This window comes from Bradyrhizobium sp. AUGA SZCCT0222, from assembly GCF_018130205.1.
GTDB lineage: Bacteria > Pseudomonadota > Alphaproteobacteria > Rhizobiales > Xanthobacteraceae > Bradyrhizobium.
This window is the reverse complement of record NZ_JAFCLX010000040.1, coordinates 13,271-38,184: the sequence shown is the minus strand read 5'-3', so window position 1 is coordinate 38,184 and position 24,914 is coordinate 13,271. Positions and strand designations below refer to the sequence as shown.

The window sequence follows — 24,914 nt, the reverse complement described above, 5'->3', positions numbered from 1 at the left end:
GTCAGTTCGACGAGCCCGGCGCGGAAGATGGAGCGGCCCTGCGCTGATCGTCGCGGACGTGGATGACGGCAATGTCATCCGTGTACAGTCGTTTCCAGCCCGCGATATGATCCAGCACCTTGGTGGCCGGCAAATCCGGCCCCAGCAAGGTGGCGTCGATCTGATACTTGTCGAGCGTGGCGAGCAGTATGTTGACGTCCTTGGCGGTGACCGCGTCGAAATAGTCAAGGACGAACTGTTCGCCATAGAGTTCGGCGCGGCCGTCGATGAAGGCCTTGATGTCGCGAGACAGCAGATAGCCGCCAAACGGCGACGTGCTGAAGATGCGCTGAGCCTGCCGCTTCTGCAGGACGTCCACCGCTGCGACCGGCGTCTGGGACGGCAGGAACGAGAACGGGTGGTGCGCGATGAACACTTGCGTCGATGCCCATCCGGCCACCGCCACCGCGAGCGCGGCAAGCATCACGACAGGCGCCCGCGACTGCCCTTCCCGAACGGGCACCATCGCCGTGCGCAGCGTTCCCAACTGCTCGGCAAACGGCTTGGCCACGACCAGTGGTGCGATGAAGGCGAAGATTTCGATGTTCCGGGAATGCGACAGCGCCATCCAGAGCAGGCCGAGCAGCAGGATGATTCGCGGCACCGACAATGAGAGGCCACGATAGAAGCCGAGACCGATCAGGCCGAGCAGCGTGAATTCGAAAAAGCTCCAGGTGGCGAAATTGGCCGGCATCCATTCCCAGATCATGGACAGCAGCTTGCCGAGGCTGAGGATCTTTGCCGCGCCGATCAGCGTGTTCCAGCCATAGGGGGTGCAGCAGCACGCCGCGACGGCGGCAACACCGAACATCGCCCATTGAATCGTCAGCCTGACGCGGTCCTTGCGTTCGCAGGTCCAAAGCGCTTCCAGGCCAATCGGTCCGATCAGTGCCAGTCCGAGAACAAAACCGCCGTGCAGATTGGCCCAGATCGCAAGCACCGGCAGCAGCCACCATGACGGCGCGCTCCGGCGATCCGCGGCCGCCAGCAGCCCGCCGAGGAACGCGACCATGAACGGGAACGCCAGCATGTGGGGGCGTGCCAGGAAGTGGGTCGCCGACTCCAGCACCGCGAGCGTGACCAGCAGGATCGCGCGGGTGGGGTCGAGATAGTCGGCGAACAGGTACATGAAGATCGTGACCGTCGCCCCGATCGCGAGCGAGGTCAGGATGACCGGGCCGGCCCAGCCCAAAGATTCATAGGAAACGGCATAGAGCACCTGGGACAGCCAGGAGCTCGACATCCAGGGCTCGCCAAACCGGGTGAAGGTATGAACGTCGGTGTAGGGCACGGCGCCATGCTCGACGATCCATTGCCCGATCCTGATCTGCCAGAGCGTGTCGGAATCCCGCAGCAGGATTTCCCCGAGCGACAGGAAGATCAGATAGGCGACGAGCCCGGTCAACAGCGGAATCAGCACGCGCCCGAGGCTGCGGACACTGGCGCCATTAACAGTCGGATTGGCGAAGGAAATGGACATCGGATTTTGGCCGGCTCGTTGGTTTGACAGGCACGGCGTGCCGCAGGAACTTTCGCCAGCTGACCATGGCCGCGATACATTTTGGTGAATTGCGGGCTCACGCGCCTGACAATGACGATGTTTGGCGAAGAAGCCGTTAACCGGGCGGACAAGCGTTTTAGTCAGAATTTACCATCGCAAAGCGCGACGATGGCGGGCTAATCCAATGCCGGCACCAAGGCTACCTGCGGCGCGGCCTGTGCCTTCGACGACGCGGGCACCACGATGTTCACGAGATATTTGGCAAGGCAGATGCCGATCACGGCCAGCGCGACACCGCCGAACACGTCGATCATGTAATGGGCGCCGATCACCGGCGTCGAAGCGATCATCAGGATATTGAGGACGACGGCGGCCCCTCCGACATAGCGCACCGGCCAAAGCGCCCAGATGTAGAGCACGGCGGAAGCCGCGTGGAAACTCGGGAAGGATACGATGCCGGTGATCTTGAGCAATTCGAGATGCCGCAGCGAGCCGTCGCGCAGCGCCAGGATGTCGCGCAGCTGCGCCTGATACATCGAGGCATCCAGCGACGAGAATTGCGCAGGATCGATGTTGAGGCCGTAGTAAGTTCCGACCGCCGGCGTGAACGTCGAAATCAAGAGCGTCATGACCAGCGTCAGGCTGAACGCAAGCACGAACACCTGCAGCCGCACAAAACGCGATGTCAGGGCAAGGACCAGCGGGATCGCGACCAGGATGATCTTGATCAGGGTGTAGCTGCGCACCAGCAAAGCGCCCAGCCACTCACGGTCGTTGACGTATCGCGCGATCATTTCCGGATCCATGCCCATGGCGCGATCGATCGCGAGCAAGGCGCGGTCCTGCAGCGGCCAGTTGGTCACAGCAGCGACGTAGGTCAGCGGTCCCATGATCGTCGCGATCAACAGCAGCTGGGAAATCGCCCCCAGTGGAAAGATCAGCTTGGGATCCGCCTGATCGCCCTTGGCGAAGGCATGGAGGTAGGCGATCAGCGCCAATGCCGCTGATATCCCGAGAGTAACGGCCAGCGCGAGCGGTTTTATCGTGAAACCGCAGAGCGCGCCCCCGAGCAGCACCACGGCGCCCATGGCAGCAATCGGAATCCAGTTCAGCTGAAACAGCCGCCAGGCCGTGAAAGCGTTCGAATTGACCATGCCGCACCCTGCGAGGTTGTAGGGCACAGTTGCGCGGGAAGGCTTAATATTCGGGAAACGGCTATGGTTATCGGCCCACCAATTAGACGCTGCGTTCAGCGGGCATTTGTGTCCCATACCGTCATATTTGCTTCTTGTCTTCTGGCCTGAATAGTTGTTCAGTTCTTCAAAGCGATTGGGGACAATTGCTCAAAACATTGAAGACGCAGCGCGATCTTGCAACCCCTCCCGGGTGCGGACGCGCCCGGGGATGGGGAAGCGCGCCATGGTCTATCGGCGAACCCAGCAAGTGGTGAAACGGCTGGCGGCGCGGCGCAGCGCCATTCTGGCGGCGGCGCGGGACGCTGCGGCGGACGGCGGCATGGCGGCCGTGCAGATCGCCCCCGTGGCGGTCCGCGCCAATGTCGCGGCCGGAACCGTCTATCGCTATTTCCCGTCCAAGGCCGAACTGATTTCCGAATTGATCGCCGAAGTCTCGCGCGACGAATTGGCCGCGATCCGCCGCGCGGCGGAGGCGGCGCCCGGGCCGTCCTCGGCGCTGGCCGCGGCGGTCACGACGGTTGCCGTCCACGTGCTGTCACAGCGCAAGCTCGCCTGGGGGATTCTGGCGGAGCCGGTCGATGTCGACGTGTCGGCTTCGCGGCTCGCCAGCCGCCGCGAAATCTCCGGCGAGATCGCAGCAAGGATCGAGGCGGCCGTGCGTGCCGGACATCTGCCGGCGCAGGATACCGCGCTCGCCGCCACCGCGCTTCTCGGCGCATTGCACGAGGCGCTGGTCGGCCCGCTGGCCCCGGACAATATGGACGATTCCGCAAAACTGCGTGACGCCGTGCAGACCGTGACGCTATTGGCGTTGCGCGCGGTCGGTGTCATGGACGCCCGCGCCCGCGGCCTCGTGGTGCAGGCGGTGCTGCCGGCCAAGGCGCTGGTGGGCGCGTAGGGCATGATCGCTCGCGGCAAACGCGGAACGCGTTTGCGCTGATATCACCGGCAATTGACATCGCTCTGACGCAACCATCCGCCAGATTGGGCGTGATCGGTCATTCAGCGGTGAAGGAGCATTCCATGACGACGACATCAGGCTCGGCCAAATGGCAGGGCGGCATCAAGGACGGCAAGGGCGCGATCTCGACCAAGAGCGGCGCGCTGAACGACTATCCCTACGGTTTCGCCAGCCGCTTCGAGGGCAAGCCGGGCTCGAACCCGGAAGAATTGATCGGCGCCGCGCACGCCGCCTGCTTCACCATGGCGCTGTCGCTGATCCTCGGTGAAGCCAAGCTCACCGCCGAGCAGATGGAAACCAAGGCCGACGTCACGCTTGAGAAACAAGGTGACGGCTTTGCCATTACCTCGGTGCATCTGACGTTGAATGCGAAAATTCCCGGCGCCGACAAGGCGAAGTTCGAGGAACTCGCGGGTAAGGCAAAAGCCGGCTGCCCGGTATCGAAGCTGTTGAATACCAAGATCACGCTGGACGCGACGCTGCAGTGATCATGTCATTCCGGGGCGATGCGAAGCATCGAACCCGGAATCTCGAGATTCCCCGGGGCGCAATTGCGCCCCTGAGGTCTGGTCCTTCGGACCATCCCGGAATGACGGCGCTAAGGGTACGCCGTCATTTATCCGCTTTGCCTTCCGGCCCGACATAGGCGATGCGCACCATGTTGGTGGTGCCGGCGATGCCGAGCGGCACGCCGGCGACGATGATCACGCGCTGGCCCGCCTTGGCGAAGCCGTCGCGGAACGCAATCGAGCCGGCGCGATCGACCATGTCGTCCTGGTCGTGCGCGTCTTCCGCGACCACGCAATGCACGCCCCACACGACGGACAATTTGCGCCCCGTCACCAGGTTCGGCGTAATCGCCACCACCGGCGGCTTCGGCCGTTCACGCGCCACGCGGATCGCGGTCGAGCCCGAACTGGTCCAGCAGATGATCGCGGACAATTCCAGCGTCTCGGCGATCTGCCGCGCGGCATCCGCGATGGCGTCGCCGACGGTCTGCTCCGGCTCCGGCCGCTGCGCCGTCAGCACCGAGCGATAGGTCGGATCGCGCTCCACTTCCTCGCCGATGCGGTTCATGGTCGAGACCGCCTCGACCGGGAATTTGCCGGCGGCGGATTCCGCCGACAGCATGATGGCGTCGGCGCCCTCATAGACCGCGGTCGCGACGTCGGAGACTTCGGCGCGCGTCGGCACCGGCGCCTGGATCATCGATTCCAGCATTTGCGTTGCGATCACTACCGGCTTGCCGGCGCGGCGCGCCATCCGCGTCATTTGCTTTTGAAGACTGGGCACCCGCTCCAGCGGCAGTTCGACGCCAAGATCGCCGCGCGCCACCATCAGCGCGTCGGAGACCTCGAGGATTTCGCCGAGCCGGTCGATCGCCTGCGGCTTTTCGATCTTGGCCATCACGGCGGCACGGCCGCGGATCAGCCGCTTGGCCTCATTGACGTCCTCGGCGCGCTGCACAAAGGAAAGCGCGACCCAGTCGATCCCCGTCGTCACCGCCGCTTCGAGATCGGCGCGATCCTTCGGCGTCATCGCCGAGACCGGCAGGTCGGTGTCGGGCAGGCTGACGCCCTTGCGGTCCGACATCTTGCCGCCGATCACCACCCGCGTCACCGCGCGATCGGGCGAGGTTTCCTCGGCGATCAGCCGCACCTTGCCGTCGTCGAGCAGCAATGCGTGACCCGGCCGCAGCGCCGCCAGGATTTCCGGATGCGGTAGCTGGACGCGGCTGTTGTCGCCCGGTGCCTTGTCGGAATCCAGAACAAAACTCTGGCCGTTCTTGAGCTGGGTGGCGCCTTCATTGAACGAGCCAAGACGCAGCTTCGGTCCTTGCAGATCGACCAGGATGCCGATCGGCCGGCCGTAGCTGCTCTCGACATTGCGAATGGTCGCGACCAGTTCGCGCATCTTGTCGTGCGAGGTGTGGCTCATATTGATGCGGAACACATCGGCGCCGGCCTCGAACAGCTTGCGAATCATCGCGCTGTCCGACGATGCCGGGCCGAGGGTGGCGAGGATCTTGATACGACGGAGGCGCCTCATTGCTTGGGCGCCGAAGCTGGCGGCTGCCCGGATCCGCCTTGCGGCGGTCCGCCCGGCGACAGGCCCGGTACACCACCGGGACCGACCGTTCCCGGAATCCCCGGCACGCGCTGCTGCGCGGGTTGTTCATTGGCTTCGGTCAATTGCACGGTCCATGCTCTCTGTTCGCCGGTGTCGACCTCGAAGAACCCGGTGCGGTCAAAACCGCGCGCCAGGCAATTCTCGGTACCCTTGATGGTGAATTCCTTGTCACGCGAACACATGAAGGCCTGCCCCGACCATTCGCCGCCGCGGTCATAGTCCAGCGCGTAGATATAATAGAACCGTGCGACAAGCGTTCCGCGCAGCAGCGTCTCGCAACTGCGCGAGGAGACGTTCCACCAGCCCTCGGTGGTCCAGCCCTCGGCGTCCTTGTAGCCGAGCGCGATGCCGACCCGGCTCGAGGTGTTGTTGCAGAGGCGAAAGTCAGCAGCCGCCGAACTGTTCCACAGGCCCATCACCGCCAACGCCAGCGCCGGCAGGAGGCCGGTAGTCAGGCGAGCGGGGAAGGGGCGTGATGGCAGAGAATCTGTTCCGATCATATGGCGAAGCTATATCAAATCATTGACGATTTCGCTTGCCCGGCGGGAGCTGTCAACGCCCGGCAAGCGCGTTTCCCACGATGCGGGACGTCCGGATTCAACCCGATCCGCGATGGTTTGCGCGCCGATATGGCAAAATCTGTGACAATTCCCACCTGATATCAATATGCTCAGGAATAACCCTGCGGGACCAAGCCATGACAATTGACGACAAAACCAGAACAGAACTGGAAGCCGCCGTTTTCCGGCGCCTGGTCGAGCACCTGCGCACCCGGACCGACGTCCAGAACATCGACCTGATGAACCTGGCCGGCTTCTGCCGCAACTGCCTGTCGAACTGGATGAAGGAAGAGGCCGACGGCAAGGGCGTGGCGATCAGCAAGGATGAGAGCCGCGAGGCGGTCTACGGCATGCCCTATGAGACCTGGAAGTCGAAGTTTCAGGGCACCGCCAGTCCCGAGCAGCTGGAGGCGATGAAGAAAACCCATAGCGGGCATTGACGATTTCCACCTGTCGTCTTCTTTTCTCATTTCTTCGTCATGGCCGGGCTTGTCCCGGCCATCCACGTCTTTCGTGCGGCTAGACTTGTTAAGACGTGGATGCCCGGCAAAGGCGAGCGGAAGCGACGCCGTCCGTCAGACGGCTATGCCCGGGCATGACGAGTCTCCTGTGGGCGCGCTGTGGATGAGCGCGATGGTGCCTTGACGCAAGGCGCCGCACTCTTGAGGGTCAATCTCAGAAAGCGCCGCGCGGTAAAGCGTGCGGCGCTTGATCTTTCAGCCCTACCATTCAGTTCCACTCAGGAGTATCCGATGGCCACCTCTGCCGCCGCCGTCCAGGAAGAACCCGCGACGAAATTCGCAAAAGACCAGCTCAAGGCCATCGTCGAGCGCATCGAACGACTGGAAGAGGAAAAGAAGACGATCTCCGACGATATCCGCGACGTCTATGCCGAAGCCAAGGGCAATGGTTACGACGTCAAGGCGCTGCGCACCATCGTTCGCCTGCGCAAGCAGGACGCCAATGAGCGCGCCGAGCAGGAGACGATTCTGGAAACCTACATGCAGGCGCTCGGGATGCTGTGAGGCGCCAGCTAGAGCCCCGTTCCGATGGAATCGGAACGGGGCTCTGGATTCTTGGTTTGACGCGTTTTCTTGACGCGAACCGGCGTCCACTTCGCTGGAAAACGCTCTAGCAGGCACTTCCGGGGAAACCAGCTTGGGCCACGGCTCCGCCTCTGTTAGGCTGCCCGCAAGGGAACCTGGAAATGGACGTGCCTGGACCAGAGCGGAGGCTCGCAGCGGTCCTTGCCGCCGACATGGTCGGTTATAGCCGGCTCATGGAGGTTGACGAGACGGGGACGCTTGCCCGTCTCAAGACCCACCGGATCGAACTCATCGATCCGGTCATCACGAAGAACCATGGCCGCATCATCAAGACCACCGGCGACGGCATGCTGGTCGAATTCCGCAGCGTCGCCGATGCCGTGCTGTGTGCTGCCGAGATTCAGCGCCGGATGGCGCGGCGCAACGCCGACGTCTCGCCGGCGCGCTGGATACAATTCCGGATCGGCATCAATCTTGGCGACATAATCGTCGAGGACAACGACATCTTTGGCGACGGCGTCAACGTGGCGGCGCGTCTCGAAATGCTCGCCGAGCCTGGCGGCATCTGTGTCTCCGGCGCGGTGCGCGATCAGGTCGGTCAACGGCTGGATGACGTCGCATTCGAGGATCTCGGCGAGCAGAGCGTCAAGAACATCGTCCGTCCGATCCGCGTCTTCCGGGTTCGGCTCGACGCCGATCCGGAAGCCGCGCCAGAGGGCGCGAAGGACGCTGCGGTGGCGGCGCCGGCCTCCAAGAAGCCGTCGATTGCCGTGCTGCCGCTCGCCAACATGAGCGGCGATCCGGAGCAGGAATTCTTCGCGGACGGCCTCACCGAGGACATCATTACCGAGCTGTCACGGTTCCGCGATTTGCTCGTCATCTCGCGCAACTCGACGTTCGTGCACAAGGGCAAGGCGGTCAACGTGCGGGAGATCGCGCGCGAATTTGGCGTCGATTACGTCCTCGAGGGGAGCGTGCGCAAGGCGCGCGATCGCGTCCGCGTCACCGTGCAGCTGATCGACGCAGAAACCGACCAGCACGTCTGGGCCGAACGCTACGACCGCGAGCTTGAGGACATATTCGCCATCCAGGACGAGATCACTCATGCGATCGTCGCGACGCTCCCCGGCAGGGTCGAGGCCGCCAGGCACGACCGCGCAAAACGCAAGCCGACCGACAGCATGGCGGCTTATGAGTGCGTGCTGGCTGCCAAGGTGCGGCACCACCGCTCGACGCGCGAGGACAATGCTGAAGCGCAGCGCCTGCTCGACCGCGCCCTCGCGCTCGACCCGAACTATGCGCATGCCCACGCCTGGAAAGCATGCGTGCTGGGCCAGACGTGGGTCTATGGCTGGTGTGCCGATCGCGATGCGACCTTCGAGCAGGTGGCCGCGGAGCTGGAGGTCACGCTGGCGCTCGACGACAATGACAGCGACGTGCACCGGATTCTCGCCGCGCTGAACCTGAACCGTAACGACCATGACAAGGCCGCGTATCACCAGGAGCGAGGGCTCGCGCTCAATCCCAATTACGACCTTGTCGTGGTGCAGCAGGGCGAGCTTCTAACCTGGCTCGGGCGGCCGGAGGAAGGCATCGACTGGATCAAGAAGGCGATGCGCCTCAACCCATACCACCCGGAGCGCTTCTGGAGCCACCTCGGGCGCGCTTGCTACTGCGCCGAGAAATATGCCGACGCCATCGAGGCCTTCTCGCGGATCACGCGGCCCGACTACACCCATCATGCCTTCCTCGCAGCCACGTTTGCGCAAATGGGCAACGCGGTCGCGGCCGCTGCGCACGCGGCCGAAGTTCTAAAGTCGGAGCCGACATTCTCGGTGGCCGTTTACCTCGCTACCCAGCATTACAAGCACGCCATCGATCGCCAGCGTCATGAGGCTGGCCTGCTCAAGGCAGGCTTGCCGGCCTGACGCAGCCGAGCACGAACACGGTGATCACGGCGTAGGGGCCGCGCTCTCGCGAGGATGATTTCGAGACCGATGGAAGTTGTGCGCGCTTAACGCAGTGACGCCGTGCGCACGACGAAAGACTGCGTGGTGAGCTTGGCGGTCGCCGATCCGGTAAACCGGTCGGTGGTCATCCCCAGCATCGGATCTTCCGAGAAGCCCATCGTGATCGCGTACGGCGGCTTGACGAAGTAGCTGCGCATCAGCGTCATGTCGGTATCGCCCAGCACGGTCGTCGACATCGCGTTGCTCGCGCTCGGTGCCAGCATCACGACCCGCATCCAGACATCGTTGCCCTTGGCGGCGGCAAGCCGCGTCGAGGTCGAAATCACGCTGCCCTGGCCCTGCGATCCCCCTTGCGATCCCTTGGCGACGACGGTGTTGATTTCGGTGGCGGCAGCGGCGGCGTTGCGTGCCGGCCGCACGGTGCGCGGGATCGGCGCGGAGGCGGCAACCACGTTGGCGCGGTCAACCGGCGAGGAGGCGGCCGGCGCGTAGGCCAGCGCCTTGTTGAAAGCCTCGGCAACGCTGGCAGTCGGCTGCGGATCGGCGGCGCCGACGGCCTGACGGGCCCTGAGGGCCGCGAGCTGCACGGGGGTGGGCTGATTGGCCGTCGTCGGCGCATCGCCCCAGAAGCCGCGGGCGTTGATGATGTCGGCGGGTGTCTGCGGTTTCGGCTCGGCTGGCTTGTCGGCGGAAGCCTGCGCGGCCGGCTTGGATGGCTCCGGTTTGGATTTGGGCGCCGGAACGATCTGCGCATCAGCCGAGGCCAGCTGGATCGTTGCCGCGACCGGCTTTGCGCGCGGCGTCGGCACGATCTCGGCGGATTTGGTGTCGGCGGCCTTCGGGGCCGCGGCCACCACAGAAGGAGCGGGCTTCTCGTTCCTGACGGTGACGGGGGCGCCGCCCTCGTCATCCTCGTCACTGGATTTGCCGCCCTTGAACAGCGAGGCGAACAGGCCGGGCTTCTTGCCCACCGTTGCAGCGTCGTCGCCACTGCCGCGCTTCTCGATGTCGGCGCGGGCCAGTTCATAACCCTTCAACGGACCACCATTCGAGGGCAGGTGGACGGTGCGGCCATTGGGGAACACCCGGGCCAGCTGATCATGCGTCATGCGCGGCCAGTGACGGACGCTGCCGGTATCGAGATGAACGAACGGCGATCCCGAGGTCGGGTAGAAGCCGACGCCACCGCGCTGCAGGCGAAGTCCGGCGGCGCGGATCTGCTCGAGCGCAATGCCTGGGATGAAGAAATCCATCGCGTGGCCGAGCGTGTGCTGGCTGTGGCGGGCGACGCCGGACGAGCGGCGGCGAAGCATGGCATTGGTGGCGGGGGAGCGGTAGGCGGAGATGATCTGGATCGGCTGCTTGCCGTCGACGTCGCGGTAGACTTCCCAGAGGATGTCGAAGAGGTGACGATCCATCGTGGTCTGGTCCTGGCTGCGCCAGTCGCGGAGGAAGTGATTGAGTTTCTTCAGCGCCTCGTCGTCGTACCGCCCGTCGCGCTTGAAGGTGACGGTGAGGTCTTCGTTGGAGTGGGTGTGGTGGAAAGAAAGCGTGCGGGTCTCGTTCAGCGCGGTCGCGTCATGCACCGACCCGGCTCCGGCAAGGAGCAACAGGGAAGTCAGGCCGATTTGATATCCGGCCTTCGGCAGACGAAGCGAATTGAATTGGCGCGCGAAACCAGTCAGCACGTATGAGCCCACCCAGTCGACGAGCGATCACGGATCTCTTTCGCAAACCCCGGCGAAAGAGGGTGAACACTTTATTAAAGCGGGAGGGTTAACCGAAGTTTACCGACCCGCCCCCAAGTTAGGCTTAACCTAACCCGTTGACTGTGGCGAAAAAGTGCCCTGTGCCAAAACCGAGATGGATAATGGTTAACGTAAACGATCTCGCCAAAGCGGCGAGACCGTTGATTTTACTTAAAAATTTCGATAGGCGGCCCGGACCGGGGATTAAGACCCCGGGGATTAACGGGTGATCACCCGCCGCTGCTGCTGGGGTTGCGCTTGCGGCCGGCGGCCGACTGGCGCGGGGGGCGTGACGGATGGTCCGCCGAACAGCCGCTCGAAGAACGAAGGACCAGAGCTGCCGAAATCATTGTTGAAGGCGACGTTGGAGGGCAGTGACGCGCCGCTCGGCCGGACGTAGCTCGGGTTGGCATGGGCCACAACGTTCTCCAGGTCCCTGCTCCCGGAATTCTTGAGCAGCGGCAGCATCCTTGCGTCGCGGCCGTAGACGTCCCTGCGCAACTGCAGCTTGCCGGAATCATCCACGAACGCGGTCTGATAGGTGATGTGGACCGGGACCGGGGTCGGGAATTTCAGGTCGATCTCGCTGCGGCCATACATGCTGCGGATTTTTTCTGGCGTGTATTTGTCGTTCGGCATGACGATGTTGAGCAGCGTCGAGGCGTATTGATCCGGATTCTGCACCCGCATGCAGCCATGGCTGAAGGCGCGCTCTTCCTTGGCGAACAGGTTTTTGTCGGGGGTGTCGTGCTGATAGACCAGGAACTTGTTCGGGAAGTTGAAGCGGATCCGGCCGAGCGCATTGGCCTCACCCGGAGGCTGCGAGATATGGATCGAGCCGTCGCGGTTGCGTTCGAGCTTCAATCCCATGCGTTGCAGCACCGTCGGATCCTGCTGCAGCGCCGGCAGATATTCGTTGTAGATGATCGACGGCGGCACGTTCCAGGTCGGATTGACGGTGATGAACTTCATCGTCTCGGTCAGCATCGGCGTGGCGTGGTTTCCCGGCTTTCCGGTCACGACGCGGGTGGTCCAGACCTGGGCGCCGCCCTGCATCACCTTGAGCGTGAAGTCGGGGACGTTGAGGATGACATAGGCGTTGTTGAGCGACGGCACACCGAGCTGGCGCGGCAGCCAGCGCAAGCGTTCCATGTTGAGGATCACGGTGTCGATCTGGCGATCCCGCTTCGGGCTGTTGATGGCCTTGACGGTCTTGTCGTCGAGCACGCCGGTCGGCTTGAGGTCGGCGCTTTCCTGGAATTTGCGTACCGCTGCGGCGACCTTGGCATCGTATTTGGTGTCGTCGGGATTTTCGGTGACGCCGAGCTTGGCGCGCAGTTGCGGCACACGCGGATCTTCGGGGGCGGCCTCCGGCTGTTTCTTGGTCGCCGCCTTGAATGCGAGCGGAGCGCCTTCGGCGATCTGCACCACCGGGCCTTCGCCCTGACCGCGCAGTTCGGCGAGCTTGGCCTTCAAATCCTTGTAGAGCTTGAGTGGCGGGTTGTAGCCCTCGAGCGCTGCGGAAGCATCCTTGGCGGTCGAGATGTTGGCCAGAACTTCGGCCGGATCGGTCGGATGCTCGGGATAGAGGATGTCGGCGGCGACCTGCGACCAGTGCATCCGGCTGCTCTGCGCCTGGCGTGCATAGTCCAGCATGCTGGCGGTCAGCTTCAGTTCGGCGTCGGCCAGCTGGTCGGGCGAGGTGGCGGCTGCAAAATCCGGCACCGGATAGTCAGCGGGGTTGAGGCCGTCGGCAGCAGCGTCCTTCAGGCGCGCGACGACGCCCTTGGCGCCGGCGGTCAGTTTGCCGGCCTGCGTCCACTGCGGCGCAAATTCGCGGGCGCTGTAGAATTTTTCGACCGCGGCGCGCTCGCCCTTGCGATCGAACGTGCGCAGCGCCTTGCTGGCAAGCATGTCGCGCAATTTGTCGGCGACCGGCTGATCCGCCGGCGCGACACTGCTCGCGGCCTTCACCGGCTCCGCGGCAGGTGCTGCAGCCGTTGCGGGCGCAGGCGTTGCAGGCGTCGTGGTCGCGGTGTCGCCCTTGGGAGCTTCGATCTTGGGGGCGTCGGCCGCCGGCGCGGTGACGGTTTCGGCCGGCTTCGGATCGGGAATGGTTGCGGTCGTGCTCGGTGCGGGCGCTGCCGTCTTGGCCGGATCGGGCACTGACGCGGTGGTGTCGATCCTAAAATCGCTGGCGGTCGGTGGCGGAACGTTGGCCGGCTCGGGACGCGGAACTGCTGCATCGATTGCGAGCTCTGCAGCGCTGGCCCGGGGCGTATCGCTCTGACCCGCCAGTGCAGCAGTCGCGGACACCGCTAGGAAGGTTGCCGCGACGGCCATCAGCACGCGGTCAAATCCAGCACGGTTGGTCGAACAGTCACGCATCGTCACACCCCCCTTGGGCGGAACTGCCCCGGCATGGAGCAGTCCTTCAGGTATCGCTCGTCACAGCTTGCGCGAAAGCGCCGGCCTCGATCGCTTTAAGTCGGTACGCCTGCACGCAACGATTCAAACGCAGACGATACATGTGCCCCCTTCATGCAGCCAGCGCCATGGGGGCAACTCACGACAAACTGACCTCAAACCACCAGTTGCAATTCGGGTGGCGCGGTTTTGCCATGCCCCCTGACATTTGTCTGTCACCGGCAAGCCACGGTGCGAAGGTTCCCGAATCGTCGATGGCGCTCAAGCCTTTGCCACGGGAGCGCCACAATCGTCCGTGGCAGCTCAATTGCTGCTCAGTTGGTATTTTGCGCGCCCTCAGCCGGATCGTTGGCGGCGGCCTCATCGAGTTTGCGATAGAGCGTGGAGCGGCCGATCTTCAGCCGGCGCGCCACTTCCGACATTTGCCCGCGATAGTGCGAAATCGCGAAACGGATGATCTCATTTTCCATTTCCTCGAGCGGCCGCACCTCGCCCGCGGAGGTCAGCATCGCGAGACTGCCGGTGTTGCTCAGCGGCGCAATCGGTATCTCATTACCCGACACCATCGCAGGAGCCGTCGACGGACCGACGATCAGCGGTTCGTCGTGCAGAGCCTGGGTGTCCGTGTCCGGGACGATATGGTGGGCGGCGGCATGCGGGAAGTCCGACAGGCCAAGCTGGTCGCTCTCGCTCAGCACCACGGCGCGATACACGGTGTTTTCGAGCTGGCGGATATTGCCGGGCCAATCGAGCTGCGCCAGATGCGTCATGGCTTCACCGCTGATGCCGGTGATGGTGCGGTTCTCTTCGGCGCTGAACCGCGCCAGGAAGTACCGCAACAAATGCGGGATGTCTTCCCGGCGCATGCGAAGCGGAGGAATGGTCAGCGGCAGCACGTGCAGGCGATAGAACAGATCCTCGCGGAATGCGCCGTTCTTCACGAGGTCGAGCAGTTTGCGGTTGGTCGCCGAAATGATGCGGACGTCGACCTTCACCGGCTTGCGGCCACCGACGGCCTCGACCGTGCCTTCCTGCAATGCGCGAAGCAGCTTTACCTGGGCTGCAAGCGGCAGTTCGCCGACCTCGTCGAGGAACAGCGTGCCGCCGGACGCTTCGACGAACTTGCCCATGTGGCGTTCGGTGGCGCCGGTGAAAGCGCCCTTCTCGTGACCGAACAGGATCGATTCCACCAGATTGTCGGGGATCGCGCCGCAGTTGACGGCCACGAACGGCTTGGCCTTGCGCTCGCTGCTGCCGTGGATGGCGCGGGCAAACAATTCCTTGCCGACGCCGGACTCGCCTTCGATCAGCACCGGAATGCCCGATGAGGCGGCCTTCTGCGCCGTGCGCAGCACGCCTGCCATGGTTTCGCTGCGGGTGATGATATCGGCAAAGGTCAGCCGGCCTTCGCGGCTGTGACGGATGCGCTGCAATTCGCCCTTCAAGGCCTGCGTGTTGAGCGCGTTGCGCAGCGACACCTGCAGCCGTTCGAAGCCGGCCGGCTTGACGACGAAGTCCTGCGCGCCGGCGCGCATCGCCGAAACCACGTTGTCGATGCCGCCATGGGCGGTCTGCACGATGACGGGAACGGTCAATCCGGCATCACGAATTTTTGCGAGCACGCCGAGTCCGTCGAGACCGGGCATCACGAGATCGAGAACGACGGCATCGATCGCTTGCGCGTCGGGGGCGGTCAGCAAGGCCACGGCGGCGTCGCCGCTGTCGACGACGAGGGACTCATAACCGCACTTCTGCACCATGTTTTCTACCAGACGGCGCTGCACCGCATCGTCATCAGCAATCAGAATGGTAGCAGCCATGGTTTACCCCGTACGTTACGCCAACTGTATCGAATCGGGGCACTGTCGCCTATGGCGATTAACGCACACTTAATTGTTGGAGGGCGGCCTGTGTGAGAGCGGCTAGGCGTTGAGGTGTGGCCACACCTCCAGAACGCCGCGATAGCACATGTCGAAAGCCACATAGAGGATGATGGCGAGGCCGACATAGGCGATCCAGCGATGCTTTTCCAGCAGCCGCGCGATGAAGGTGGCGGCGAGCCCCATCAGCGCAATGGAAAGTCCCAGACCGAATATCAGGATCATCGGATGCTCGCGCGCCGCACCTGCGACGGCGAGCACATTGTCGAGCGACATCGACACGTCGGCGAGCGTGATCTGCCAGACGGCCTGGCCAAGCGTTTTCTGGCGGCCCGCACCGGCTGGTGTATCGATCGCTGCGGACGACAAACTCTGGAACTTCGGTTGATGCGACGTATGCAGCTCGCGCCACATCTTCCAGCATACCCAAAGCAGAAGAACGCCGCCCGCGAGCAGCAGTCCAATGATTTGCAGCAACTGAACCGTGACGGAAGCGAAGCCGATGCGCAGGATCGTGGCGGCCAATATGCCGATCAAAATCGCCTTCTTGCGCTGACCCTCGGGTAGCCCGGCGGCTGCGAGCCCGATGACGATCGCATTGTCGCCCGCGAGCACCAGGTCGATCATGATGACCTGGAAAAGCGCTGTCAGGTGTTGCGAGGTAATTAAGTCCAGCATGCGGGGCCACTCCGTTCAGGAGTCCAATCCGACATCGCAGTTCGCTTGAACTGCCAGAGGGGCCCGGGCTTGGACGTGCACAGTCAAAAAAAGACGAAAGGTCGATCTGCGGAAAAACTGTTCCCGCTACTCAGGTTGGTCCGCGATGAGCCTGATCATCTGGTCCGGCTCGATCAGAACGGACAGCACGACGCCGATGAAAGTCAGGCTGCCGGCGAGGTCGAACCACATGGTGCGGAACCGGTCGCGCCGGCACAGCAGCGCGAAGCCGGCCGTCGTCGCGCCGATCGCAAACAGCAGGGTGACAATCGCGGGCGTCAGCGCATCAACAGGCACGAGGTTGCGGATTCCGAGCGTCGCGATCAGTGCCACCAGGAGGATGCCGGCCATCAGCTCCTTGCCACGGGTGGTGTTTTCCTGGCCCTTGGTCCGGACAATCTGACTGCGATCTGCGATAGCCATGGATTATTGTCCTCCCAAAGACTCGCGAACTGAGGGAAACCGCGAGATTGTGGTAGGGAACATTGGCTGTTCCGGAATTCAATCTAGGTAGTTTAGTAATCATGAAACGAGCAAAACATCAAGATGTTTTCGCTGGACAGCTGCCGGGCAAGGTCGCCACGGAAGCCCGGCAATTGCGGAAACAGGCTGGGGATTGGCTCAAGCTGCGCAGGGCCGATGCCGGATTGTCGCAGGCTGATCTCGCCGCGCGGCTCGGTCTCAAATATTATACGTTCATCTCACAGGTCGAGAACGGGTTCAGCCGCGTTCCGACTGAAATCATGGGCGCGTGGGCCAGCGAGTTGGGTCTTGAACCGGCGGCGTTCGCTAGGCATCTATTAATGTACTACGAGCCGGAATTGCACCGGCTGCTGTTCGGAGCGGAAAGCAAATGAGCGTGGTTGCGTTCGAGCGCACACAGGAAACCGGCATCTGGAGCGAACGGGAACTCAATACAATCTGCGCGGCATTGCAGGCTGCGCTCGCGCCGTCGACCGGCCGCGAATGGGAAACCGGCACCACCGAAAAAGGCGATGCCCAGTTCTATCTGTTGGGTCCGCTTCCGGATCAGGCCTGCGAGCTGTGTGTGTCCCGGATCGGGGCGCGCTATATTCTGGAAGACGGATCGGGCCGGCTGCTGTTCGAGCATCGAAACCTCGATATCGTCGCGCTGCATGCGAGGGCGGCGGTCCCGTCCACGTCGTGGCTGATGGTCAAGGCGATCACGCTGTGGTGTGCGATTCGGAGCGCCTTCCACGAAAAACTCGAGCCGATGATCGCGGAGACCGAAGAGCTGCTGGTGCAGCTCGCGCCGCAGCTGGCAGCGTTCGCCTGATCGCCTCGTCAAAAATCATCACGCCAATTTGAAAGTGTTCATGAACGCGAAATCTGCGACATCCCGCGCCAGCAAGACGTCCCGCAAAACCGCAATCAGCAAGGGAACTGCCGTCCGCAAGGCCACCGCAGCCAAATCGAAGACCGGCAAATTGCCGGAATGGAATCTGGCCGACCTCTATTCCGGCATCGACGCCCCCGAAGTCGCGCGTGACTTGCAGGAGATGGATGCCGAATGCATCGCGTTCGAGACGGACTACAAAGGCAAACTGGCCGAAAACGTTGCAAAGGATAGTGGCGGGCAGTGGCTCGCCGCAGCGGTCAAGCGCTACGAGGCGATCGACGACCTCGCCGGCCGTCTTGGCTCCTATGCCGGCCTTGTCCACGCCGGCGACAGCGTCGATCCCGCGATCACGAAATTCTACGGCGACGTTTCGGAGCGGCTAACGGCCGCATCGGTGCATCTGCTGTTCTTCGGGCTCGAACTCAACCGCGTGGACGACGCCGTGATCGAGCGCGCGCTGCAGGCGCCCGAACTCGCCTACTATCGCCCGTGGGTCGAGGATCTGCGCAAGGACAAGCCGTACCAGCTTGAGGATCGCGTCGAGCAGTTGTTTCACGAAAAATCCCAGAGCGGCTATGCCGCCTGGAACCGGCTGTTCGACCAGACCATCTCCGGCCTGCGCTTCAAGGTCGGTGGCAAAGAACTGGCGATCGAGCCGACGCTCAATTTCCTGCAGGACCGCGCGCCGGAAAAGCGTAAGGCCGCGGGCCAGGCGCTGGCGAAAACCTTCAAGGAGAATGAGCGGACCTTTGCGCTCGTCACCAACACGCTCGCCAAGGACAAGGAGATTTCCGATCGCTGGCGCGGCTTTGCGGATGTCGCGGATTCCCGGCATCTCAACAACCGCGTCGAGCGCGAGGTGGTCGATGCGCTGGTCGGATCGGTCAGGTCGGCCTATCCGCGGCTGTCGCATCGTTATTACGCGCTCAAGGCCGGCTGGTTCAAAAAGAAGAAGCTGGCGCATTGGGATCGCAACGCGCCGCTGCCGTTCGCGGCGACCGGCACGATCGCCTGGCCCGAGGCCCGCAACATGGTGCTGACGGCCTATCGCGGCTTCTCGGTCGAGATGGCCGATATTGCCGAGCGTTTCTTCACCGACCGCTGGATCGACGCGCCGGTGCGCCCGGGCAAGGCGCCCGGTGCGTTCTCGCATCCGACCACGCCGTCGGCGCATCCCTATGTGCTGATGAACTATCAGGGCAAGCCGCGCGACGTGATGACGCTGGCGCATGAGCTCGGCCACGGCGTGCACCAGGTGCTGGCCGCCAAAAATGGAGCGTTGATGGCGCCGACGCCGCTGACGCTCGCCGAAACCGCCAGCGTGTTCGGCGAAATGCTGACCTTCAAGCGGCTGCTCGGGCAGACCAGGAATGCGAAACAGCGTCAGGCGCTGCTCGCCGGCAAGGTCGAGGACATGATCAACACCGTGGTGCGGCAGGTCGCGTTCTATTCGTTCGAGCGCGCCATCCACACCGAGCGCAAGAACGGCGAGTTGACCGCCCAGCGCATCGGCGAGATCTGGCTCAGCGTGCAGGGCGAAAGCCTCGGGCCGGCCATCGACATCCGTCCGGGCTACGAGAATTTCTGGATGTACATCCCGCACTTCATCCATTCGCCGTTCTACGTCTACGCCTATGCGTTCGGCGATTGCTTGGTGAACTCGCTTTATGCGGTCTACGAGAACGCCTCCGACGGCTTTGCCGAGCGCTACCTTGCGATGCTCGCGGCCGGCGGCACCAAGCATTATTCCGAACTGCTGAAGCCGTTCGGGCTCGATGCCAAGGATCCCAAGTTCTGGGACGGCGGGCTGTCGGTCATATCAGGCATGATCGACGAACTGGAAACGATGGGCTGACACACGCGGCGCGGCGACAAACTTCGGCCGTCGTCGCATCCCATCATGACGGCGACGTCAGGAGTGGAGCGCTCATGATCGACACGCCGACACGACGCGCAGTGCTTGGAGCGGGCGCCCTCGTGGCCGGTTCGCTGTTCGGGATCGAAAGCGGTGTTGCCCAGGCGCCGCTTCCACCCACGCCCGCCTGCCACGACGGCGAGGCGGCAACGCTGGCGCAGACCGAAGGGCCGTACTTCAAGCCTTCCTCGCCGGAGCGGATCGAACTGTTTGAAGAGGGGATGGCGGGGCAGCCGATCGAACTGGTCGGGCTTGTCCTTTCCCGCGACTGCAAGCCGGTCTCTGGCGCTTTGCTGGATTTCTGGCAGGCCGACGGCAGGGGGCAGTATGACAATTCCGGCTTCCGGCTGCGCGGTCATCAGTTCACCGATGCGGAAGGGCGCTATCGATTGCGCAGCGTCGTGCCCGGCGTTTATCCCGGCCGCACCCGCCACATCCATGTGAAGGTACAGCCGCGCGGCGGCCGCGTGCTGACCACCCAGCTCTATTTCCCGGGCGAATCGCAGAACCGCTCCGACAGCTTGTTCCGCAAGGCGTTGCTGGTGCGGACCGCCAAGAACGCTGGATGGCTCGCCGGGCGGTTCGACTTCGTGGTCGGCTAGGGCGCGCTGTAATACATCTGTTGAACAGGCGTCGAAGACATGTTATACACTCTGTATAACGGAGTCGGTAGCATGACCAAAACCCCTCGCGGCCTGAATGAAGCCTCCAGCGAATACAAAGTTGCAGATTCCGTCCTGCATATCCGGAAGATCGGCAATTCAGTCGGCGTGATCCTCCCGAAAGAGCTGCTCGCCCGACTCAATCTCAAGGAGGGCGACAAGCTGTTTCCAATTGAGCAGCCTGGCGGCGGCCTGATTCTGACCCCGCACGACCCGGATTTCGAGAAGGCGATGGAAGTCGCCCGGCGTGGTATGAAGCGCTATCACAATGCCTTGGCCGAGCTTGCCAAATGACCGAGCCGTTTTGGCTCACCCGCCAAATGGTTGTTGCGATCCACGATGAGCAACTCACGATTCACGGCGGCGCGAGCGGTTTGCGCGACCAAGGCATGCTTGAGTCTGCGCTCGACCGGCCGAAGAATCGATGGTCATACGAGCGGGCTGAGCTGGCCGAATTGGCGGCAGCCTATGCCTTCGGCATCGCGCGCAATCATCCATTCGTTGACGGCAACAAGCGTACTTCGCTGCTGGCGCTGTATACCTTCCTCGGCGTCAACGGCATCGACTTTGTCGTGCCGGAGGCGGAGGCGGCGGCCATCATCCTTTCCCTGGCCGCGGGCGAGGTCAGCGAGGAAAGCCTGACCCGCTGGATCCGGGATAATTGGCCTTCCGAATGACCCGATAGGCTTTGTCCCGTTGCCCTGCTGGCGGCTTTGCGGTAATTGCACGCCAGATCGTGGATTGACTGGGGATACCGATGGCAGACCATAGCGAAGTGGCCTACACGACCGCTGACGGCAACGATTATCCGGCCCATGAGCAGACCTATGAAGGGTTCATCATGCTGGTCAAATACGGCACCGTGGCCGTCGTCGTGATCGTCGCCCTGATGGGCTACTTCCTGACCTGATGCGTCGCCGGCTGCACCGCCCGGGCGGCGGTGACCAGAAAAATTTGCACGTTGCCCGGTCATGAAACCGGTATCCAACTAAGCGGAAATAACGCTAGTTTGCTTGCGCGCGCGCCCTCGCGCCGCCGGAGGCCCCATGAAGATTGCCGTTGCCAAGGAAATCGATCCGTCCGAACCGCGGGTGGCTGCTTCTCCCGACACCGTGAAGAAGTTCAAGGCGATTGGTGCCGAAGTGGTGGTGGAGCCGGGGGCAGGCATCAAGTCGGGCCTGCCGGATTCCGAATATATCGCGGCCGGCGCCACCATCAGTGCGGACGCGCTTGTTGATGCCGACATCATCATCAAGGTGAAGCGGCCGGAGGCCTCTGAACTCGGCCAATACAAGCGCGGCGCCCTGGTCATCGCCATCATGGACCCCTACGGCAACGAGGCGGCGCTCAAGACCATCGCCGACTCCGGCGTGTCTGCCTTCGCGATGGAATTGATGCCGCGTATCACCCGCGCGCAGGTGATGGACGTGTTGTCCTCGCAGGCCAACCTCGCCGGCTACCGCGCGGTGATCGAGGCCGCTGAGGCGTTCGGCCGTGCTTTCCCCATGATGATGACCGCAGCGGGCACGGTTCCCGCGGCAAAAGTGTTCGTGATGGGCGTCGGCGTTGCCGGCCTGCAGGCGATCGCGACCGCGCGCCGGCTTGGCGCCGTCGTCACCGCGACCGACGTGCGGCCCGCCACCAAGGAGCAGGTCGAAAGTCTCGGCGCCAAATTCCTCGCTGTCGAGGATGAGGAGTTCAAGAACGCGCAGACCGCCGGCGGCTATGCCAAGGAAATGTCGAAAGAGTATCAGGCCAAGCAGGCCGCCCTCACCGCCGAACACATCAAGAAGCAGGACATTATCATCACGACCGCGCTGATCCCGGGCCGCCCGGCGCCGAAGCTTGTCAGCGCCGACATGGTCAAGTCGATGAAGCCCGGCTCGGTCCTGATCGATCTGGCGATTGAGCGCGGCGGCAATGTCGAGGGCGCCAGACCGGGCGAGGTCGTTGATGCCGATGGCGTCAAGATCGTCGGCTATACCAATGTCGCCGGCCGCGTCGCACAGTCCGCCTCCAGCCTGTATGCGCGCAATTTGTTCAACTTCATTGAAACGATGGTGGATAAGACCACCAAGGCGCTCGACGTGAAGTGGGACGATGAGCTGGTCAAGGCCACCGCGCTGACCAGAGACGGCGCCGTCATCCATCCGAACTTCCAGCCTAAATAGCCAGCCTAGGAGAGCCGCCATGGATCATATTGCACAGGCCGTCGATCCCTTCGTGTTCCGGCTGTCGATCTTCGTCCTTGCCGTTTTCGTTGGCTACTTCGTGGTCTGGTCGGTGACCCCCGCGCTGCATACGCCGCTGATGTCGGTGACGAATGCGATCTCGTCGGTGATCGTGGTCGGCGCGCTGCTCGCGGTCGGCGTTCCCATGATCTCGAGTGGCTCAGGCTGGGCGCGCGGCTTCGGCTTCATCGCGCTGATCTTCGCTTGCGTGAATATCTTCGGCGGCTTCCTTGTCACCCAGCGCATGCTGGCGATGTACAAGAAGAAGGTAAAGTGAGCGGCGTGCACCTCGGGGTGGCGAAGACAATAGGGGACCTGAGATGAACGCCAATCTGGCTGCAGTATTGTATCTCGTGGCGGGTGTGCTGTTCATCCTGTCACTGCGCGGCTTGTCCAGTCCGGCATCGTCCCGCCAGGGCAATCTGTTCGGCATGGTCGGCATGGCGATCGCGGTCGCGACCACGCTCGCCAGTCATCCGCCGGCGGACGGCCTCGCCTGGGTGCTGGTGATCCTTGGCATCGCCATCGGCGGCGGCATCGGTGCCGTGATCGCGCGGCGGGTGCCGATGACCTCGATGCCGGAACTGGTCGCCGCCTTCCACTCGCTGGTCGGTATGGCCGCGGTGCTGGTGGCCGCCGGCGCGTTCTACGCGCCCGAAGCGTTCGACATCGGCAAGCCCGGGCAGATTCACGCCGCGAGCCTGATCGAAATGTCGCTCGGCGTCGCGATCGGCGCGCTGACCTTCACCGGCTCCGTGATCGCGTTCCTGAAGCTTTCCGGCCGCATGAGCGGCGCGCCGATCATCCTGCCGGCGCGCCACATCATCAACATCGCGCTGGGTCTGGCGCTGGTGTTCTTCATCTTCGGCCTGGTGCGGTCCGGCAGCGCGCTCGACTTCTGGCTGATCACGATCATCGCGCTGGTGCTCGGCGTGCTCATGATCATTCCGATCGGCGGCGCCGACATGCCGGTCGTGATCTCGATGCTGAACTCCTATTCCGGCTGGGCCGCGGCCGGCATCGGCTTCACGCTCGGCAATTCCGCGCTGATCATCACCGGCGCGCTGGTCGGCTCGTCGGGCGCGATCCTGTCCTACATCATGTGCCACGCGATGAACCGTTCCTTCATCTCGGTCATCCTCGGCGGCTTCGGCGGCGAGACCGCGGTGGCCGGCGGTGCCGGTGGCGAGCAGAAGCCCGCCAAACTCGGCTCGGCCGACGACGCGGCCTTCATCATGAAGAATGCGCAGAAGGTGATCATCGTGCCGGGTTACGGCATGGCCGTGGCGCAGGCCCAGCATGCGCTGCGCGAAATGGGCGACCTCCTGAAGAAGGAGGGCGTCGAGGTGAAGTACGCCATTCATCCGGTCGCGGGCCGCATGCCCGGCCACATGAACGTGCTGCTCGCCGAAGCCAACGTGCCCTATGACGAGGTGTTCGAACTCGAGGACATCAACTCCGAATTCGCCCAGGCCGACATCGCCTTCGTGATTGGCGCCAACGACGTCACCAATCCGGCGGCCGAGGACGACAAGACCTCGCCGATCTACGGCATGCCGGTGCTGCAGGTCTGGAAGGCCGGAACCGTGATGTTCATCAAGCGCTCGCTGGCGTCGGGCTATGCCGGCATCGACAATCCCTTGTTCTATCGCGACAACACCATGATGCTGCTCGGCGACGCCAAGAAGGTGACCGAGAACATCGTCAAGGGGATGTAACCCGCTCACGGGAAGTCATGACCGTCCTGAAATGGCTGCTGATTGTCGTTTCGGTCGGGTATGCCTGCGGGCTTGCCGCGCTGTTCTTCTTGCAGCGCTCGTTCCTGTTTCCGATTCCCACCACCGAGCGCATCTCGCCGCAGGCGGCCGGTTTTCCGGAAGCCGAAGAGCATGTGCTGGCCACCGCGGACGGTGAGAAGGTCATCGCCTGGCACGTTCCGGCCAGGCCCGGCCGTCCCGTCATTCTCTATTTCCACGGCAACGGCGATTTCCTCGCCGGCTTCTTCGGCCGCTTTCGTGAGCTGATTGCCGACGGTACCGGTGTCGTCGCGATGTCCTATCGCGGCTATGCCGGCTCCAGCGGAAAACCGAGCGAGCGCGGATTGCTGCAGGATGCGGCGGCGGCCTATGCCTTCACGACGGCGCGATACAGCGCGGACAGGATCGTGGCCTGGGGCTTTTCGCTCGGCACCGGCGTCGCGGTGGCGCTGGCGGCGGAACAACCGATCGGCAAGATCATTCTGGAGGCGCCCTATACATCGCTTGCCGACGTTGGCGCTGCCGCATTTCCGATCTTCCCCGTTCGTTGGGCGATGAAAGATCCATTCCATTCCGACCGGCGCATCGCCGGGGTGAAGGCCCCGATGCTGATCCTGCACGGCGCGCGAGATGCCACCATCTCGATCCGATTTGGCGAGCGCCTGTTCGCGCTCGCGCATGAGCCCAAGACGTTCGTCAGGTTCCCCGACGGTGGCCACAACGATCTCGACGCTTACGGCGCGACGGCAGCAGCGCGAAAATTCATCAACGCCGCAAAAGGCTGACGACGGCGATGGTTTACTGCATAGTCGGA

At 63.3% G+C, this 24,914-nt stretch carries 25 protein-coding genes; 16 read left to right on the top strand and 9 right to left on the bottom strand.

Annotation, left to right across the window (positions count from 1 at the left end; genetic code table 11):
• Nucleotide 1: 1 nt before the first annotated feature.
• On the bottom strand, nucleotides 2–1,519 hold the full coding sequence (locus JQ629_RS27815) for a hypothetical protein (protein WP_212415328.1): 1,518 nt from the start codon (nucleotides 1,517–1,519) through the stop codon (nucleotides 2–4).
• 197 nt (nucleotides 1,520–1,716) lie between these two features.
• The gene (locus tag JQ629_RS27810) at nucleotides 1,717–2,694 is read right to left on the bottom strand and encodes a phosphatase PAP2 family protein (protein WP_212415327.1); all 978 of its coding nucleotides are present in this window, start codon (nucleotides 2,692–2,694) and stop codon (nucleotides 1,717–1,719) included.
• Nucleotides 2,695–2,959: 265 nt separating this feature from the next.
• Between JQ629_RS27810 and JQ629_RS27805 the strand changes: the two genes are divergently transcribed.
• Together JQ629_RS27805 and JQ629_RS27800 are read left to right on the top strand one after the other, a co-directional pair.
• Nucleotides 2,960–3,634 carry a TetR/AcrR family transcriptional regulator gene (locus JQ629_RS27805; RefSeq protein ID WP_192736811.1) on the top strand — a complete coding sequence of 225 codons (675 nt, stop codon included), beginning with the start codon at nucleotides 2,960–2,962 and terminating at the stop codon, nucleotides 3,632–3,634.
• A gap of 125 nt (nucleotides 3,635–3,759) precedes the next feature.
• A complete protein-coding gene (locus JQ629_RS27800) occupies nucleotides 3,760–4,185 on the top strand; it encodes an OsmC family protein (protein ID WP_212265604.1) in 426 nt (141 codons plus the stop codon).
• A 124-nt stretch (nucleotides 4,186–4,309) separates the two neighbouring features.
• Here JQ629_RS27800 and pyk read toward each other — a convergent pair whose 3' ends face one another.
• On the bottom strand, nucleotides 4,310–5,746 hold the full coding sequence (gene pyk, locus JQ629_RS27795; protein WP_212415326.1) for a pyruvate kinase: 1,437 nt from the start codon (nucleotides 5,744–5,746) through the stop codon (nucleotides 4,310–4,312).
• Nucleotides 5,743–6,327, bottom strand: coding sequence for a DUF1036 domain-containing protein (locus tag JQ629_RS27790; protein WP_212032877.1), 585 nt, complete (start codon nucleotides 6,325–6,327; stop codon nucleotides 5,743–5,745). Before JQ629_RS27790 ends, pyk begins: the two co-directional genes overlap by 4 nt.
• Before the next feature lie 197 nt (nucleotides 6,328–6,524).
• Between JQ629_RS27790 and JQ629_RS27785 the strand changes: the two genes are divergently transcribed.
• The 3 genes from JQ629_RS27785 to JQ629_RS27775 all read left to right on the top strand — a co-directional run bounded on the left by JQ629_RS27785 (nucleotide 6,525) and on the right by JQ629_RS27775 (nucleotide 9,361).
• Nucleotides 6,525–6,827, top strand: coding sequence for a DUF1244 domain-containing protein (locus tag JQ629_RS27785; RefSeq protein ID WP_212032876.1), 303 nt, complete (start codon nucleotides 6,525–6,527; stop codon nucleotides 6,825–6,827).
• Nucleotides 6,828–7,139: 312 nt separating this feature from the next.
• Nucleotides 7,140–7,412: a DUF2312 domain-containing protein gene (locus JQ629_RS27780; protein WP_079600063.1), complete on the top strand. Its 273-nt coding sequence runs from the start codon at nucleotides 7,140–7,142 to the stop codon at nucleotides 7,410–7,412.
• A gap of 182 nt (nucleotides 7,413–7,594) precedes the next feature.
• Nucleotides 7,595–9,361: an adenylate/guanylate cyclase domain-containing protein gene (locus JQ629_RS27775; protein WP_212415325.1), complete on the top strand. Its 1,767-nt coding sequence runs from the start codon at nucleotides 7,595–7,597 to the stop codon at nucleotides 9,359–9,361.
• Nucleotides 9,362–9,447: 86 nt separating this feature from the next.
• On the opposite strand, the gene mepK is transcribed toward JQ629_RS27775, so the two are convergent.
• The 5 genes from mepK to JQ629_RS27750 form a co-directional block, all read right to left on the bottom strand.
• Nucleotides 9,448–11,103, bottom strand: coding sequence for a peptidoglycan L,D-endopeptidase MepK (gene mepK / locus JQ629_RS27770; RefSeq protein WP_212415324.1), 1,656 nt, complete (start codon nucleotides 11,101–11,103; stop codon nucleotides 9,448–9,450).
• Between the two features lie 267 nt (nucleotides 11,104–11,370).
• Complete coding sequence (locus JQ629_RS27765) at nucleotides 11,371–13,539, bottom strand: L,D-transpeptidase family protein (protein WP_212415323.1); 2,169 nt, start codon at nucleotides 13,537–13,539, stop codon at nucleotides 11,371–11,373.
• A 353-nt stretch (nucleotides 13,540–13,892) separates the two neighbouring features.
• Complete coding sequence (locus JQ629_RS27760) at nucleotides 13,893–15,398, bottom strand: sigma-54-dependent transcriptional regulator (RefSeq protein ID WP_212415322.1); 1,506 nt, start codon at nucleotides 15,396–15,398, stop codon at nucleotides 13,893–13,895.
• Between the two features lie 102 nt (nucleotides 15,399–15,500).
• Nucleotides 15,501–16,136: a TerC family protein gene (locus tag JQ629_RS27755; RefSeq protein WP_212415321.1), complete on the bottom strand. Its 636-nt coding sequence runs from the start codon at nucleotides 16,134–16,136 to the stop codon at nucleotides 15,501–15,503.
• A 126-nt stretch (nucleotides 16,137–16,262) separates the two neighbouring features.
• Nucleotides 16,263–16,598, bottom strand: coding sequence for a hypothetical protein (locus JQ629_RS27750; protein WP_212415320.1), 336 nt, complete (start codon nucleotides 16,596–16,598; stop codon nucleotides 16,263–16,265).
• Nucleotides 16,599–16,699: 101 nt separating this feature from the next.
• Here JQ629_RS27750 and JQ629_RS27745 point away from each other — a divergent pair, with 101 nt between their 5' ends.
• From JQ629_RS27745 to JQ629_RS27695, 11 genes are all read left to right on the top strand, one after another.
• Nucleotides 16,700–17,032, top strand: a complete 333-nt coding sequence (locus JQ629_RS27745) for a helix-turn-helix domain-containing protein (protein ID WP_212415319.1) — start codon at nucleotides 16,700–16,702, stop codon at nucleotides 17,030–17,032.
• Nucleotides 17,029–17,472, top strand: a complete 444-nt coding sequence (locus tag JQ629_RS27740; RefSeq protein WP_212265616.1) for a hypothetical protein — start codon at nucleotides 17,029–17,031, stop codon at nucleotides 17,470–17,472. Before JQ629_RS27745 ends, JQ629_RS27740 begins: the two co-directional genes overlap by 4 nt.
• 40 nt (nucleotides 17,473–17,512) lie before the next feature.
• Complete coding sequence (locus tag JQ629_RS27735; RefSeq protein WP_212415318.1) at nucleotides 17,513–19,390, top strand: M3 family oligoendopeptidase; 1,878 nt, start codon at nucleotides 17,513–17,515, stop codon at nucleotides 19,388–19,390.
• Nucleotides 19,391–19,464: 74 nt separating this feature from the next.
• Nucleotides 19,465–20,052, top strand: a complete 588-nt coding sequence (locus JQ629_RS27730) for a dioxygenase family protein (protein WP_212415317.1) — start codon at nucleotides 19,465–19,467, stop codon at nucleotides 20,050–20,052.
• 72 nt (nucleotides 20,053–20,124) lie between these two features.
• Nucleotides 20,125–20,406 carry an AbrB/MazE/SpoVT family DNA-binding domain-containing protein gene (locus JQ629_RS27725; protein WP_212415316.1) on the top strand — a complete coding sequence of 94 codons (282 nt, stop codon included), beginning with the start codon at nucleotides 20,125–20,127 and terminating at the stop codon, nucleotides 20,404–20,406.
• Nucleotides 20,403–20,789, top strand: a complete 387-nt coding sequence (locus JQ629_RS27720) for a type II toxin-antitoxin system death-on-curing family toxin (protein WP_212415315.1) — start codon at nucleotides 20,403–20,405, stop codon at nucleotides 20,787–20,789. Before JQ629_RS27725 ends, JQ629_RS27720 begins: the two co-directional genes overlap by 4 nt.
• A gap of 80 nt (nucleotides 20,790–20,869) precedes the next feature.
• Nucleotides 20,870–21,022, top strand: coding sequence for an aa3-type cytochrome c oxidase subunit IV (locus JQ629_RS27715; RefSeq protein WP_212032862.1), 153 nt, complete (start codon nucleotides 20,870–20,872; stop codon nucleotides 21,020–21,022).
• 136 nt (nucleotides 21,023–21,158) lie between these two features.
• Nucleotides 21,159–22,283, top strand: a complete 1,125-nt coding sequence (locus JQ629_RS27710) for a Re/Si-specific NAD(P)(+) transhydrogenase subunit alpha (RefSeq protein WP_212415314.1) — start codon at nucleotides 21,159–21,161, stop codon at nucleotides 22,281–22,283.
• 19 nt (nucleotides 22,284–22,302) lie between these two features.
• Entirely contained in the window at nucleotides 22,303–22,620 is a 318-nt protein-coding gene (locus JQ629_RS27705) for a proton-translocating transhydrogenase family protein (RefSeq protein ID WP_009398926.1), read from the top strand.
• A 43-nt stretch (nucleotides 22,621–22,663) separates the two neighbouring features.
• Nucleotides 22,664–24,061 carry an NAD(P)(+) transhydrogenase (Re/Si-specific) subunit beta gene (locus tag JQ629_RS27700; protein ID WP_212415313.1) on the top strand — a complete coding sequence of 466 codons (1,398 nt, stop codon included), beginning with the start codon at nucleotides 22,664–22,666 and terminating at the stop codon, nucleotides 24,059–24,061.
• Between the two features lie 17 nt (nucleotides 24,062–24,078).
• Nucleotides 24,079–24,885, top strand: coding sequence for an alpha/beta hydrolase (locus JQ629_RS27695; RefSeq protein ID WP_212415312.1), 807 nt, complete (start codon nucleotides 24,079–24,081; stop codon nucleotides 24,883–24,885).
• Nucleotides 24,886–24,914: the final 29 nt, after the last annotated feature.